The sequence below is a fragment of the Burkholderia sp. THE68 genome (assembly GCF_009938265.1).
Taxonomy (GTDB): domain Bacteria; phylum Pseudomonadota; class Gammaproteobacteria; order Burkholderiales; family Burkholderiaceae; genus Caballeronia.
Genome location: NZ_AP022319.1, coordinates 1,455,997 through 1,469,424 on the forward strand (window position 1 = coordinate 1,455,997; position 13,428 = coordinate 1,469,424).

General features: G+C 63.6%; 14 protein-coding genes. 9 read left to right on the forward strand and 5 right to left on the reverse strand.

Annotated elements, in window-relative coordinates; all coding sequences use genetic code 11:
• Nucleotide 1 precedes the first annotated feature (1 nt).
• Nucleotides 2-928 (forward strand): LysR substrate-binding domain-containing protein, encoded by a 927-nt coding sequence (locus BTHE68_RS35100; RefSeq protein ID WP_162070840.1) that lies wholly within the window; start codon nucleotides 2-4, stop codon nucleotides 926-928.
• A gap of 117 nt (nucleotides 929-1,045) precedes the next feature.
• Nucleotides 1,046-2,302, forward strand: a complete 1,257-nt coding sequence (locus BTHE68_RS35105) for an aromatic ring-hydroxylating oxygenase subunit alpha (protein WP_162070841.1) — start codon at nucleotides 1,046-1,048, stop codon at nucleotides 2,300-2,302.
• Nucleotides 2,303-2,317: 15 nt separating this feature from the next.
• Here BTHE68_RS35105 and BTHE68_RS35110 read toward each other — a convergent pair whose 3' ends face one another.
• On the reverse strand, nucleotides 2,318-3,019 hold the full coding sequence (locus BTHE68_RS35110; RefSeq protein WP_162070842.1) for a GntR family transcriptional regulator: 702 nt from the start codon (nucleotides 3,017-3,019) through the stop codon (nucleotides 2,318-2,320).
• Between the two features lie 166 nt (nucleotides 3,020-3,185).
• On the opposite strand from BTHE68_RS35110, the gene BTHE68_RS35115 reads away from it, so the two are divergent.
• The 5 genes from BTHE68_RS35115 (at nucleotide 3,186) to BTHE68_RS35135 (ending at nucleotide 7,070) form a co-directional block, all read left to right on the forward strand.
• Nucleotides 3,186-4,460 (forward strand): glucarate dehydratase family protein, encoded by a 1,275-nt coding sequence (locus BTHE68_RS35115; RefSeq protein WP_162070843.1) that lies wholly within the window; start codon nucleotides 3,186-3,188, stop codon nucleotides 4,458-4,460.
• Nucleotides 4,461-4,500: 40 nt separating this feature from the next.
• On the forward strand, nucleotides 4,501-5,820 hold the full coding sequence (locus tag BTHE68_RS35120) for an MFS transporter (RefSeq protein ID WP_162070844.1): 1,320 nt from the start codon (nucleotides 4,501-4,503) through the stop codon (nucleotides 5,818-5,820).
• A 51-nt stretch (nucleotides 5,821-5,871) separates the two neighbouring features.
• Complete coding sequence (locus BTHE68_RS35125) at nucleotides 5,872-6,270, forward strand: DUF3597 domain-containing protein (RefSeq protein ID WP_162070845.1); 399 nt, start codon at nucleotides 5,872-5,874, stop codon at nucleotides 6,268-6,270.
• A gap of 129 nt (nucleotides 6,271-6,399) precedes the next feature.
• Nucleotides 6,400-6,774: a phage holin family protein gene (locus BTHE68_RS35130; RefSeq protein WP_162070846.1), complete on the forward strand. Its 375-nt coding sequence runs from the start codon at nucleotides 6,400-6,402 to the stop codon at nucleotides 6,772-6,774.
• On the forward strand, nucleotides 6,771-7,070 hold the full coding sequence (locus BTHE68_RS35135) for a hypothetical protein (protein ID WP_162070847.1): 300 nt from the start codon (nucleotides 6,771-6,773) through the stop codon (nucleotides 7,068-7,070). Before BTHE68_RS35130 ends, BTHE68_RS35135 begins: the two co-directional genes overlap by 4 nt.
• 8 nt (nucleotides 7,071-7,078) lie before the next feature.
• On the opposite strand, the gene BTHE68_RS36695 is transcribed toward BTHE68_RS35135, so the two are convergent.
• The 4 genes from BTHE68_RS36695 to BTHE68_RS35150 form a co-directional block, all read right to left on the reverse strand.
• A complete protein-coding gene (locus tag BTHE68_RS36695; protein ID WP_174258145.1) occupies nucleotides 7,079-7,255 on the reverse strand; it encodes a hypothetical protein in 177 nt (58 codons plus the stop codon).
• A gap of 29 nt (nucleotides 7,256-7,284) precedes the next feature.
• Nucleotides 7,285-7,827: a hemerythrin domain-containing protein gene (locus tag BTHE68_RS35140; RefSeq protein WP_162070989.1), complete on the reverse strand. Its 543-nt coding sequence runs from the start codon at nucleotides 7,825-7,827 to the stop codon at nucleotides 7,285-7,287.
• 64 nt (nucleotides 7,828-7,891) lie between these two features.
• On the reverse strand, nucleotides 7,892-8,650 hold the full coding sequence (locus BTHE68_RS35145) for an alpha/beta hydrolase family protein (RefSeq protein WP_162070848.1): 759 nt from the start codon (nucleotides 8,648-8,650) through the stop codon (nucleotides 7,892-7,894).
• Nucleotides 8,651-9,766, reverse strand: coding sequence for a DUF3182 family protein (locus BTHE68_RS35150; protein WP_162070849.1), 1,116 nt, complete (start codon nucleotides 9,764-9,766; stop codon nucleotides 8,651-8,653). It abuts the gene before it with no gap.
• A 223-nt stretch (nucleotides 9,767-9,989) separates the two neighbouring features.
• On the opposite strand from BTHE68_RS35150, the gene deoC reads away from it, so the two are divergent.
• A complete protein-coding gene (deoC, locus tag BTHE68_RS35155; protein ID WP_162070850.1) occupies nucleotides 9,990-10,994 on the forward strand; it encodes a deoxyribose-phosphate aldolase in 1,005 nt (334 codons plus the stop codon).
• A gap of 26 nt (nucleotides 10,995-11,020) precedes the next feature.
• Entirely contained in the window at nucleotides 11,021-13,411 is a 2,391-nt protein-coding gene (locus tag BTHE68_RS35160; RefSeq protein ID WP_162070851.1) for an aldehyde dehydrogenase family protein, read from the forward strand.
• The last annotated feature ends 17 nt before the right edge of the window (nucleotides 13,412-13,428 follow it).

The window sequence follows — 13,428 nt, forward strand, 5'->3', positions numbered from 1 at the left end:
CATGAAACCGGCCATCGAGAAAACGAAGGGGTATCGGCGGCTGATTCCGTCGGTGACGGCGCTGGTCGAGTTCGAGGCCGTCGCGCGGCTCGGCAGCTTCACGCTCGCTGCGCATGAACTGGGCGTCACGCAGGCGGCGGTGAGCCGTCAGGTCAGGTTCCTCGAAGAGACGCTCGGCACGCGGCTATTTCGCCGCCTGCATCGCGCAATCGAGCTGACCGATGAAGGCGAGGCGCTGTACCGGGTCGTCGCGGAGTCGATGCAGAAGATCGCGAGCGTGTTCGACCGCCTCGCGCGCGGCCCCGTGCAGCAGGAACTCGTGCTCGCGGCAACCTCCGCGTTCTCGCATTTTCGTCTGCTGCCGCGCCTGGCTTCACTCAAGGCGGTGCAACCCGATCTGCAACTGCGCCTGTCCACACAGATGTTCACGGCGGACCTGCGGCACAAGGAAATCGACGTCGCGGTGCGCTTCGGCAACGGCATATGGCCGGACGGCACCGCCACCTTGCTGTTCGACGAGGAAGTGTTCCCGGTCTGCTCGCCCACATGGTTGCAGGCGCAGCCCGCGCCGGCGTCGCTGGAAGAGCTCGCGGGCGCCGTGCTCGTCGAATCGGATTCGACCACCGAAGGCTGGATGGGCTGGGAAGAGTGGTTCCACGCGGTCGGCTTCCGGCCGATGCGGCTGAATTTCGCGCTTCGTTGCAGCCTCTACACCGATGCGATCCAGGCCGCGCGCTACGGCCAGGGTGTCGCGCTCGGCTGGGGCCGGCTGGTACACGATCTCGTCGAGAGCGGCGAACTGGTCAGACTGCCCGTCGCGGCGTTCCGGCCGACGGAATGCTACTTCGTCGTGGTGCCGCACGGCCGCACGATCACACCCGCGATCGATGGCCTGATCAACTGGCTGCGCGAGGACGCGCACGCATAATCCAAAGTTATCCCAGACAGAAAATAAAGCGCGTTGACGCTATTTTTCCGCGCTCCAATACTCAGGATATCGCGGGACCGCTCGGAGTCCCGATCCCATGAACGTTGGAGAGCGACGATGTCCGAAGTGCAAATCAGAACCCAAGGCGAACTGATCCGCAGCCGCGAGCCCGGACACGGCATGCCGGGCGAGCTGTTCGGGCGGCAGGACGTGTTCGAGAAAGATGTCGAGATCTTTTTCCAGAAGCACTGGATTCTGGTCGGCGTGACGGCGGACGTGCCCGAGCCGGGCGATGTGTCCACCGTCGACATCGGCCGCGCCTCGATCATCATGGTTCGCGACGACGATGAAAACATCCGCACCTATCGCAATGTCTGCCGCCATCGCGGCGCGCGTCTGAAGGAGCCGGGCAAGTCGACCGTCGGCATGCTGGTGTGTCCGTATCACCAGTGGACTTACGATCTCGACGGCAGCCTGCGGCACGCCGCGCACATGGGCCGCGATTTCGATCCGAGCTGCCGCAGCCTGATTCCGGTGCATACGCGCATCGTCGGCACGCATGTTTTCGTGTGTCTCGCCGACGAGCCGCCCGCCGACATTTCAAAACTCGAAGCGACGATGGCGCCGCGTTTCGCGCCTTACGATCTGCGCAATACGAAGATCGCGTTCGAATCGGAGATCATCGAGAACGGCAACTGGAAGCTCGTGATCGAGAACAATCGCGAGTGCTATCACTGTGCGGCGACGCATCCGGAACTGACCGCCTCGTTTCTGCCGGAGGATTTCGGTTTCTGTCCCGAGAATCTCACCGATGAAGCGCTTCGCGAAATCGCGGCGTACAAGGAACGCAACGCGGCGTGCCAGGCGAGCTGGGAGCGTGATGGCTTCACGAGCGCGACGGTCGAATGGCTGGGCGAGGATGCGGTCACGCAGTTCAGGACGCAGCAACTCGTCATTGCGGGACACGGAGAATCGCAGACCATCAGCACGAAGGCCGCGAGCCAGAAGCTGCTTGGCAACCTGCAGCGGCGCGATCTCGGCGACACGCATTTGTGGACGCACAACTCATGGACGCACGTGATGAGCGATCACGCCGTGGTGTCGTACATCATTCCGCTCGCGCCGGATAAAACGCTCGTGCGGTCGAAATGGCTCGTGCACGCGGATGCGGTTGAAGGCGTCGATTATCAGATTCAGGACCTGACCGAAGTGTGGGTCGCGACGAATGCGCAGGACAAGCATCTCGTTGAGATCACGCATGAAGGGACGCAGGATCCGGCCTACCGGCCGGGGGTGTTTTCGCCTTTTACCGAGAGTTATGTCGAGCAGTTCTCGCGATGGTATGCGGCTCGGTTGAGTGCGTACGGCGTCTGAACGGCGAGCGCACGCTCAATGATCCGTCACAAAGTTCGGGTGACGAGTACGAATCTCGTCCACCTGACTGAGCGTGCCCGACAGATGCTTTCGTAAGGCGGCATCGGCGGCATCGGCATCGCCCTTTTCGATGGCGTCGACGATTTCGCCGTGATCGCGCACCACAGCCATCGTCTTGCCGTCCACCGGCAAATGCAAGCGACGCAACCGGTCGATGTGACCGCTCAACCTGCGCACCAGATCCCAAAGCTGCGGCACGCCTGCCGCCTCGTACATCTGCCGGTGAAAAGACTGATCGAGCGCTGAAAACTGCTCGACGTCCTGTGGCTCCAGCCACTCCATCTGCTCGGCGATCGTCGCGCGCAGCCTCGCGATCAGCGACGCCTTGTGTTCCCGCGCCAGCGTCCGCACGACTTCCAGTTCGATCGACCGCCTCAGAAAATGCGCCTGCAACGCCGATGCCACGTTGATCTGGCTCACGACGGTCGCGTGCTGCGGAAAGATATCGACCAGACCTTCCTCGCCGAGCTTCATCAGCGCGTCGCGCACGGGCGTCTGGCTGAGGCCGTAGCGCGTCGCGAGTTCGGTGCGAGACAGCACCGTACCGGGCGCCAGTTCCAGCGACAGAATCATGTCGCGCAGCCGTTCGAATACTTGCGGCGCGGCATGACGGGAGCGGTCGAGGCGATGAATCGAGGCGGAAGCGGCGTTTTTCATGGTATGCGCGAACAAAAGGCGACTGAAACATTAGTACTATAGCCGCGCTCGGGCCCGAAATGTAACGTTGTCGAAGCCATCGACACCTTCGCGTATACCCGACTGACACACTAATACATTAGTGCTTTACCATTCGGCTACTCTCTCGCTACTTCCGGACGCCGACATGCCCCGCCAGATTTCCATCACGCAGGTCCGAATCACGCCTATCGCCTTTCGCGACGGCCCGTTGCTGAACGCCGCGGGCATTCACGAGCCGTGGGCGTTGCGCGCCATCGTGGAACTGGAGACGAGCGACGGTCGTGTCGGCATCTCCGAGACTTACGGCGACGAGCCGATGCTGCGCGTGCTCGATCAGGCGAAGGACCTCGTGATCGGCCTGTCGCCGTTCGATCTGAACCAGATGGAAGAGCGCGTGCGCGCGACGATCAAGGCGACGCCCGGCGCGGTCGAATTCGAACTCGCGCCCGGCTCGCACGCCGCGAAGAATGCGCCGAAGGTCATCAGCACGCTCGAAGTGGCGATGCTCGATCTGCAAGGGCAGATCATCGGCGCGCCGGTCGTCGATCTGCTCGGCGGCAAGGTCCGCGACGCGGTGCCGTACAGCGCGTATCTGTTCTTCAAGTACGCGGAGCACATCGACAAGCCGTATGCGCCCGATGCGTGGGGCGAGGGCATCAGCCCGGAGCAGATCGTCGCGCAGGCACAGCGCATGATCGATCTGTACGGTTTCCAGAGCATCAAGCTGAAGGGCGGCGTGTTCGAGCCCGCGCATGAAATCGCCTGCATGCAGGCGCTGGCGAAGGCATTTCCGGGCATGCCGCTGCGTCTCGATCCGAATGCGAACTGGACGCTGGAGACGAGCATCAAGGCCGCGCCCGCGCTCGACGAAATCCTCGAATACTACGAAGACCCGTGCCCCGGCCTCGAAGGCATGGCCGAACTGCAAAAGCACACGAAGCTGCCGCTCGCGACCAACATGGTCATCACCACGATGGACGACTTCCGGCGCGGCTGCAACATGGGCTCGATCAAGGTGCTGCTGTCCGATCACCACTACTGGGGCGGCCTGCGCGCGACGCAGACGCTCGCGCGCATGGCGAAGCTGTGGGGCTTCGGCATGTCGATGCACTCGAACTCGCATCTCGGCATCAGCCTGATGGCGATGACGCATGTCGCGGCCAGCGTGCCGAACCTCACGTATGCGTGCGACACGCACTATCCGTGGCAGGAAGAGGAAGTCATCAAGGGCGGCCGCGTCGTGTTCGACAACGGCTCGGTGCGCGTGCCGACGACGCCGGGCCTGGGCGTCGAGCTCGATCGCGAGAAGCTCGCCGAATTGCACGAGCAATACCTGACGTGCGGCGTGCGCAATCGCGACGATCTCACGCAGATGCGCAGGTATCAGCCGGACTTCACCGGCAAGAACCCGCGCTTCTGAGCAATAGAACAAGTACACGCGCATTCCAGGAGACAAGCTCATGAGTAGTAATTCCAGCGCGCTGTCGAGCGCCGTTCACAAGATCAAGTGGCACGTGCTGCCGCTGTTCGTCGTGATGTTCATCGTCAATTACATCGACCGGGTGAATATCGGGTTCGTGCGTCAGCATCTGAGCGCGGATCTCGGCATCGGCGCCGCGGCCTACGGGCTCGGCGCGGGCCTCTTCTTCGTGAGCTATGCGGTGTTCGAAGTGCCGTCGAACATGCTGATGCAGCGCTTCGGCGCGCGCGCGTGGCTCACGCGGATCATGATCACGTGGGGGCTCGCCGCGACCGGCATGGCCTTCGTGCAGGGCGAAACCTCGTTCTATGCGATGCGTCTTCTGCTCGGCGCGGCCGAAGCGGGCTTCTTTCCCGGCGTCGTGTTCTATTTCACGCAATGGCTGCCGCGCGACCAACGCGGCAAGGCGATGGCCATTTTCCTGAGCGGTTCGGCGCTCGCGTCGGTATTCTCCGGCCCGATCTCGGGCGGCCTGATGCTGATCCAGGGCGCGGGACTGCATGGCTGGCAGTGGATGTTCATCATCGAAGGCATGGCGTCGGTGGTGCTCGCCGGCTTCGTGTGGTTTTGGCTCGATTCGAAGCCGCGCGACGCCAAATGGCTCACGCGTGAAGAGCAGGAAGCGGTCGTCGCCGAGATCGAGGACGAGCAGCGCCGCCGCGATGCGGTGCATGTAAAGAAGCCGTCGACATGGAGTCTGCTGCGCGATCCGCAAATCCTGATCTTCTGCCTGATCTATTTCTCGGTCTCGCTGACGATCTACGGCGCGACGTTCTGGCTGCCGAGCATCATCCGCAAGATGGGGCATCTCAACGACTTCCAGGTCGGGCTGTTCAACTCGATTCCGTGGCTGATCTCCATCGTCGCGATGTATCTGTTCGCGGCGCTCGCGGCGCGCTTCAAGTTCCAGCAGGCGTGGGTTGCGTGCGTGTTGCTGATCGCGGCGGCCGGCATGTATGCGGCGGGGCTGGGCAGCCCGGTCTTCTCGTTCGTCGCGATCTGCTTTGCGGCGATCGGTTTCAAGGCGGCGTCGTCGCTGTTCTGGCCGATTCCGCAAGGCTATCTCGATGCGCGCATCGCGGCGCCCGTGCTCGCGCTTATCAACTCGATCGGCAATCTCGGCGGCTTCGTCGCGCCGGCGACCTTCGGCTTTCTCGAACAGAAGACCGGGTCGATTCAGGGCGGTTTGACGGGGCTCGCCGCGATGTCGGTGCTGGCCGCTGGCGTGGTCTTCCTGGCGCGCATGGCACCACGCACGGCACGCGATGCGGCGCCGTTGCGACCGGGCGTGCAGAAATAGAGGCGGCATGGCGCTTGCGTACGATGTGAGCCCACTTCAAAAGGAGGCGCCATGAGTATCTTTTCCAATATCCTGAACAAAATCTTTCACCACGACAGTGCGCCCGCCAGTCCGGCCCAGCCGGCAGCGCCCGCCGCCGCGCCGGCTGCGTCGGCGGCTCCTGCCACGCCCGCGCAACCCGCCGCGCCGAAGCAGGAAGTGGATGTCGAAGCGGTACTGACGCAACTTCAGGCGAATCACGGCGAACAGCTCAACTGGCGCACGTCCATTGTCGATCTGATGAAGCTGCTTGGCCTCGACAGCAGCCTGTCCGCGCGCAAGGAGCTCGCTTCGGAACTGCACTACAGCGGCAACACGGAAGATTCCGCCGCGATGAACATCTGGCTTCACAAGCAGGTGATGCAGAAGCTTGCGGAAAACGGCGGCAAGGTCCCGGACGAGCTCAAGTAATCACGCTTCCCTCGCGAAAAAACGCGCCGCACACAAAGCGAGCGCGTTTTTTTTTGAGCATCACGCCGCTGGCATGCGCGCTGCTGCATCTCAGTGCACACCGCACCGATCCCTCGCCGGAGAAGCACGATGACAATTCAGAGAACACTCTCCAACTGGCGCAGGATCGGCCATTTCTGCGCGGGACGTCTCGTCGACTATGGCGAGCTGATACCTATCGAACTCGCCGAGACGAAAAAGCGCGTGCTGCACGAGATCGTCGCGCTCGTCGCGCTGACCATCGGTGCGTTGTTCACGCTGTCGTTCGTTTCGATCGCCGTGATCGTGACTGCCGCCGGCACGCCGCATCTCGTGTTGACGGCATGGTGCGTCGCGGGCGCGTGGCTCGCGGTTGCAGTCATCGCGGTGATAGTGATGATGTCGCGAAAGCCTGCCGAGCCGTTCCAATTGTTGCGCGATCAGGTGCGGCGCGACGTCGAAGCAATCAGAGAGGTGGCGCAATGAAGCATGCCGAAGCTCAGGCGACCGTGCTCGCGCGCATGGCGGAATCGCGCACGGAACTGCTTGCCGCGTACGTGGCGAATGAACCGATGCGCGTCGCGTACGTGCCTCGTGCGTTACCGAAGCCGCGATCTGCGCCGTGGTTCCTGCGCACGCCGAACGCCGAACTGATTGCGCTGGCGCTGGTCGGCGTCACCATCCTCGGGCTGCGGCGCACGGTGCAGACGGCGGTCGGCGCGGGATTGAGCGCGTCGACCCATCGTGCATTCGCCGATCTTTTCAACGCATTGCGCGGATGAGGGCCTGCTCAACGCCGCGCACGGCGCTTCTTCGGCCTGCTCGGCGTGAGAGCCTCCGACCAGAAAGTCGCTACCTGCCGCTTCGCTTGCGCGGTCGCGCGGCCTCGCGCCGAACCGATGACCGCGTTCGCTCCCGAAAGCCACATGCTCATAAACGGGTTCTTCTTCACCCAGGGGTTTTTCATATCTCGGCTCCGGTGCGTGTTAATTGAGGTCAATGCAGATGCATCGTGTTGTCGCCGGCATCTTTCGGGATCTTCGATTCGAGTTCTTCCTTGCGTCGCATCAGCTTGCTGCCGAGGCCATTCAGGTCGGCGCCGGACTTGCGCAGCTTCGGGAACAGATCCGATTCTTCCTCCTCGATATGATGGCGCACCATCTCGCTCATCACCTTGAAGGTCGCATCGAAGCCCGCTTCGCCCGCTCTCAGCGTGGTGAACTTGTCGATCAGCACCTTCACGAGAAAGTGCTCGACGTACGCTTCCTCCACATCAGGACGGTCGTCTTCGTCCAGTGCCTCCTGCGCGGCGGGATAGAGCAGTTCTTCCTCGATCATCGCGTGGACGGTCAGTTCTTCGCAGGCGCGTCGAACCAGTGTGGTCTTCGCGTCGAGATCATTCTCGTCCGCTTTCTCGAACGCATCGAACAGCTTTTCGACGGCGCGATGATCGTCCATCAGAACTTGTATGGCGTCCTGATGTTGCGTGGCCTGCGTCGCTGCAGTGGTCTTCGTTTGTGTGACGATTTGGCGAGGCATCATGTGCTCCGTTGTCAGGTGGGGGTTCCATCCAACAGCAAAGCGTGGTCCCGGGAGCGTTTTGCTAACTTTCGCCGTGGCTGCCCGCGCGCCTTCCGCCGATCATCTCGGCCAGCCAGTTGATGACGAGCCCCGTGTACGCGCGCTGACTGCCTTCATCCGACAAGCCATGATCCGCGCCGTCGATCACGCGATACGTCAGCGAATGCGCGCGCAGGAACGCCTGAAGATAGCTGGCCAGCACCGTATGCGGCACGATTTCATCGTGCTGCGACTCGACCAGCAACACGTCGCCGCCGAACTCTGCCGCCGCTCGCAGCGCGCGGTTCTCGCTGGCGCTCACGATGCGTCTGCGATACGCGACGAGATCATGCTCCTTGTGCAGCGCGCGCTTCGGGATGTTCCAGCCATCATCGAGATAAAGGGCCGGCACGCGCAGGCCGAGCCAGCGCACCTGACGCATCGATGTAACGATCGACGCGAGATAGCCGCCGTAGCTGCTGCCGATCACCGCGATCGACGTCGAATCGACGAGCGGATGCGCGGCCAGCGTGTCATATGCCGCGAGCACGTCGCCGAGATTCGTTTCGCGCGTCACGGTTTCGTGCTCTTCCCTGGTGCGCGCGTGGCCGGTCAGATCGAACGTCAGGCATACGCAGCCGAGCGCCGCGGCCTGGCGCGCCCGTTCCATGTACTGCGCCTGATCGCCGCCCCAGCCATGCACGAAGAGCACGCCCGGAATAGTCGTTTTGGGCGTGACGACGGTGCCGTCGAGATAACCGCGTTCGACGGGAATCTGGATCTGCTGCCGGTCTGCCGCCATTCATTCGCTCCTTTCGACCGTGTAGAACTTCGTGATGGGCCCGCTGTGCGGATCGACGCCGCGATAGCAGATGCACGCGTCGGCGGGCACGTCCGCATGGGCGCCATAGATTTCGACAGTCGATGCGCGCACCACCGCAAGCGAGGGATCGTCCGCGAACGCGCGCAATGCGCCGAGTTCCGCGCCGCTCGCGCCGCCGAGCCGCCACGATTGCTCGAGCACGCCGCAGACGTGCTCGCCCTGATCATTCGTGCCGCAGGCAACATCGTAATTGCGCCGCGACGCGAAAAAATCCGGAAACGCGTCGTGGATGGCGGCATCGAACGCGCGCGCCAGCCGGATCGACATGCGTGCGTCGTCCGGCATGTCCAGGCGTTCCAGCACATCGAATCCGCCGCGCACGACGACGAGATCTGAACCGCCGTAGACCTCGTGCCCGTGGTTGTCGCGCGTCAGGTGCTGTGCGCCGTAGTAGCTCGCCTCGTGCGCGCGGATGCGCAGCCAACCCACGCTGTACGTCGCGATATCGCGCAAGTCTCGCTCCAGCACGATGCCTTCGGTGCGAAGCGTATCGTCGCCGATGTCGTCGAGTTGAGCATCGAGTTCGTTCGCATCGGCGATCACCGCCTGTCCGCTTCCGCCGATCCCCGATGGACGCTTGAGCCGTACCGCGCCGTCTTTCCACAGCAGCGCGGCGGCGGCGTGCGCGTCGTCGCGCGCGAACGCCGAGTGTCCCGGCAGCACCAGATGCCCGACGCGATCGACGAGTCCGTCCGGCCATCCGGCGGGCTTTTCGCGCGCGCCGGGCGGCAAACCATGCGCGACCACTTTCGTCGCGACGAACGGATAGGGCACGACGCCGCCGAACAGATCGTCTTCGCATGTGACGCCCATGCGACGGGCGTCGTCGAGCAAAAGCGTGTCGTCGGGAATGAGATAGCGATGCGGATAGCGCCGCGCCTCGTCGATATCGCCGGCAAACGGAACGCCGATGAGCGCGGCGAGTTGCCCGGCGAGCGCGCGTTGCGTTTCGATTTCGTGTTGCCCGCGTGCGGCCTTCTGGCCGCCGCTATGGACCAGCACGACGAGATCGTGGTCTGCGGACGGTGCGTTCATGCGCGCTCCTCGGTACACGACGCTTGCGGCGAGGCTGCGACAGACTTACCAGAAGCCCGGCGCAGTGTAAGAAATGAGCAAGCTTCGTTCCGCTGGACGTCCTGACGAGCGGCTGCGACTCCGAACTTTCCCTATGTTACGATCCTAACAAGACTGTTATAAACTGAGATCAATCTATCAAAAACTGTTGTGCGTCGCACAAGACGCCGGCATACCCGATCTCATGCTGGAAACTGCATCGAAGTCCATCGTCGCGTGGCCTGGCAAGACCCAGGCTCATAGCGCCCGCAATCCCGGCGTGCCGTTCGATCTCGCGTGGCTCGACGGGCTGCGCGTGAATCAGTCGGCCGTGGCGCGCCGCACAGCGACGCTCGGCACCCGCCGCGCCGTCAAGAAAGACGCGCAGGCGGCGTGGCTGCTGAAGGCCATTACCTGCATCGACCTCACTACGCTGAGCGGCGACGACACCCACGGTCGCGTCGAACGCCTGTGCGCGAAGGCACGCCGTCCGTTGCGCGACGATTTGCTCGACGCGCTCGGCATGGCGCCCGGCTCGATCAGAACCGGCGCGGTGTGTGTCTATCACCGCTACGTGAAAACGGCAGTGAACGCGCTCGAAGGCAGCGGCGTTCCGGTCGCGGCCGTATCGACGGGCTTTCCTGCCGGCCTCATTCCGCATGAACTGAAGCTGCGCGAGATCGAGGCGTCGGTGAAAGACGGCGCGTCCGAGATCGATATCGTCGTCACGCGCGAGCATGTGCTGACAGGCAACTGGCAGGCGCTCTACGACGAGATGCGCGATTTCCGCGCAGCTTGCGGCGATGCACATGTGAAGGCGATTCTCGCCACCGGCGACATCCGCACGCTGTCGAACGTCGCGAAGGCGTCGATGATCTGCATGATGGCCGGCGCCGATTTCATCAAGACATCGACGGGCAAGGAAGGCGTCAACGCGACGCTCGACGTGTCGCTCGTGATGGTACGCATGATCCGCGAGTATCTCGCGCGCACCGGCGTCGCAATCGGCTTCAAGCCCGCGGGCGGCGTGTCCACCGCGAAGTCGGTGCTCGAATATCAGATCCTCATGAAGGAAGAGCTCGGCCGCGAATGGCTCGAACCGGATCTGTTGCGCATCGGCGCATCGAGCCTGCTCGCGGATATCGAACGCCAGCTCGAACATCACGTGAGCGGACGCTATTCGGCGTTCAATCGTCATCCCGTCGCCTGACTCACCAGACCTCAATAGATAGCCTCATGAGCGTTGCCGAATACTTCTCCTCGATGGAATACGGACCCGCACCGGAAGACGATCGCGCCGCGCGCGCATGGCTCGATCAGCATGCCGGGCGCTTCGGTCACTTCATCAACGGCGCATGGCGCGACAGCGACGCCGCCGCGCGATTCGATTCGCGCGAACCCGCGACGGGCCGCGTGCTGGCGTCGATCGCACAGGGCGAAAGCGCCGATGTCGACGCCGCCGTGCAAGCCGCGCACGATGCGCTCGAAGGCTGGCAAGCCATCGGCAGCTCGGGGCGCGCACGGCATCTGTACGCGCTCTCGCGCATGGTGCAACGGCATGGCCGTCTGTTCGCCGTGCTCGAATCGCTCGACAACGGCAAGCCGATTCGCGAGTCGCGCGATATAGATATACCCCTTGTGGCAAGACACTTTCTGCATCACGCGGGCTGGGCGCAGCTGCAGGACAAGGAGTTTGCCGACTGGGCGCCGCTCGGCGTGATCGGCCAGATCGTGCCGTGGAATTTTCCGCTGCTGATGCTCGCATGGAAGATCGCGCCGGCGCTCGCGCTCGGCAATACAGTCGTGTTGAAGCCCGCCGAGTTCACGTCGCTGACCGCGCTGCTGTTCGCTGAACTGGCGCATCGCGCGGGCCTGCCGAAGGGCGTGCTCAACGTCGTCACCGGCGATGGCGGCACGGGCGCGGCGCTCGTCGAACACAAGCGCGTCGCGAAGATCGCATTCACCGGATCGACCGAAGTGGGCCGCCAGATTCGCGCAAGCACGGCAGGCTCGGGCAAGTCGCTCACGCTCGAACTTGGCGGCAAGTCGCCGTTCATCGTGTTCGACGATGCCGATCTCGACAGCGCCGTGGAAGGCGTCGTCGATGCGATCTGGTTCAATCAGGGACAAGTGTGCTGCGCGGGCTCGCGCCTGCTGGTGCAGGAAGGCATCGAAGCGCGCTTCGTCGAGAAGCTGAAGCGCCGCATGGACACGTTGCGTGTCGGGACCTCGCTCGATAAGGGCATCGACATGAGCGCGGTCGTAGATGAAGTGCAGCTCGAACGCATTCGCGCGCTCGTCGAGCGAGGCGAAAGCGAAGGCTGCGAAATCTATCAGTCGCCGCGCGCCGCGTTGCCCGAAGGCGGCGCGTTCTTTCCGCCTACGCTCGTCACCAACGTCGCGCCCGCATCGACGCTCGCGCAAGAAGAAATCTTCGGGCCGGTGCTCGTGACGATGAGCTTCCGCACGCCGGAAGAAGCCGTCGCGCTCGCGAACAACACGCGCTACGGGCTCGCTGCAAGCGTCTGGAGCGAGAACATCAGCCGTGCGCTCGATGTCGCGCCGCGCCTGCAATGCGGCGTCGTATGGATCAATGCGACCAATCTGTTCGATGCGGCCGTCGGCTTCGGCGGCTATCGCGAGTCGGGCTTCGGCCGCGAAGGCGGACGCGAGGGCATCTACGAATACCTGAAGCCGCGCGCATGGGCGAAGCTCCCGGTTCGCGGCGAAACGAAGCCGTTGCAGGCGCAACCCGATTCGCTCGTCGATGCAGGCAAGGTCAGCGCGCTCGATAGAACGGCGAAGCTCTACATCGGCGGCAAGCAGGCGCGGCCCGACAGCGGTTACTCGCGGCTCGTGCATTCGCCTGCTGGCGAGATCGTCGGTGAAGTGGGCGAGGGTAGTCGCAAGGACATTCGCAACGCGGTGACTGCCGCGCGTGGCATGACGAAGTGGTCGTCGGCGAGCGCGCACAACCGCGCGCAAGTGCTTTACTACCTCGCGGAGAATCTGAGCGCACGCGCCGATGAATTCGCGAAGCAACTCGTCACGCGCGCCGGTTCGAGCGAGCGCGATGCAAAGCGTGAAGTCGATGCATCGATCGCGCGCTTCTTCACGTATGCCGCATGGGCCGACAAGTACGATGGCGCCGTGCATGCGCCGCCGCTGCATGGCGTCGCGCTGGCGATGCACGAGCCGCTCGGCGTGATCGGCATCGTGTGTCCGGACGAAGCGCCGCTGCTCGGCTTCGTGTCGCTGGTTGCGCCCGCGCTCGCGCTGGGCAATCGCGTGGTCGCCGTGCCGAGCGAGACGTGCCCGCTGATGGCGACGGACTTTTACCAGGTCGTCGAGACATCGGACGTGCCGGGCGGAGCGTTGAACATCGTCACCGGCGATGCGCGATCGCTGGCTCAGACGCTCGCGCAACACGACGACGTCGATGCGCTCTGGTGCTTCCACGGCGCGGCGCTTTCGGCGATGGCGGAGCGTGAGTCGGTCGGCAACCTGAAGCGCACGTTCGTCGATCATGGCCGCGTATTCGACTGGCACGATGCCGCGAGCGAAGGACTGCCGTTCCTTCGCCAGGCGGTGCAGGTGAAGAACATCTGGGTGCCGTACGGCGACTGATTACCGATTTGATCGAG

Bases quoted from the DNA above. Each gene is read 5' to 3' on its own strand.
- BTHE68_RS35100 (WP_162070840.1), top strand. From the start codon at position 2: ATGAAACCGGCCATCGAGAAAACGAAGGGGTATCGGCGGCTGATTCCG.
- BTHE68_RS35105 (WP_162070841.1), top strand. From the start codon at position 1,046: ATGTCCGAAGTGCAAATCAGAACCCAAGGCGAACTGATCCGCAGCCGC.
- BTHE68_RS35110 (WP_162070842.1), bottom strand. From the start codon at position 3,019: ATGAAAAACGCCGCTTCCGCCTCGATTCATCGCCTCGACCGCTCCCGT.
- BTHE68_RS35115 (WP_162070843.1), top strand. From the start codon at position 3,186: ATGCCCCGCCAGATTTCCATCACGCAGGTCCGAATCACGCCTATCGCC.
- BTHE68_RS35120 (WP_162070844.1), top strand. From the start codon at position 4,501: ATGAGTAGTAATTCCAGCGCGCTGTCGAGCGCCGTTCACAAGATCAAG.
- BTHE68_RS35125 (WP_162070845.1), top strand. From the start codon at position 5,872: ATGAGTATCTTTTCCAATATCCTGAACAAAATCTTTCACCACGACAGT.
- BTHE68_RS35130 (WP_162070846.1), top strand. From the start codon at position 6,400: ATGACAATTCAGAGAACACTCTCCAACTGGCGCAGGATCGGCCATTTC.
- BTHE68_RS35135 (WP_162070847.1), top strand. From the start codon at position 6,771: ATGAAGCATGCCGAAGCTCAGGCGACCGTGCTCGCGCGCATGGCGGAA.
- BTHE68_RS36695 (WP_174258145.1), bottom strand. From the start codon at position 7,255: ATGAAAAACCCCTGGGTGAAGAAGAACCCGTTTATGAGCATGTGGCTT.
- BTHE68_RS35140 (WP_162070989.1), bottom strand. From the start codon at position 7,827: ATGCCTCGCCAAATCGTCACACAAACGAAGACCACTGCAGCGACGCAG.
- BTHE68_RS35145 (WP_162070848.1), bottom strand. From the start codon at position 8,650: ATGGCGGCAGACCGGCAGCAGATCCAGATTCCCGTCGAACGCGGTTAT.
- BTHE68_RS35150 (WP_162070849.1), bottom strand. From the start codon at position 9,766: ATGAACGCACCGTCCGCAGACCACGATCTCGTCGTGCTGGTCCATAGC.
- deoC (WP_162070850.1), top strand. From the start codon at position 9,990: ATGCTGGAAACTGCATCGAAGTCCATCGTCGCGTGGCCTGGCAAGACC.
- BTHE68_RS35160 (WP_162070851.1), top strand. From the start codon at position 11,021: ATGAGCGTTGCCGAATACTTCTCCTCGATGGAATACGGACCCGCACCG.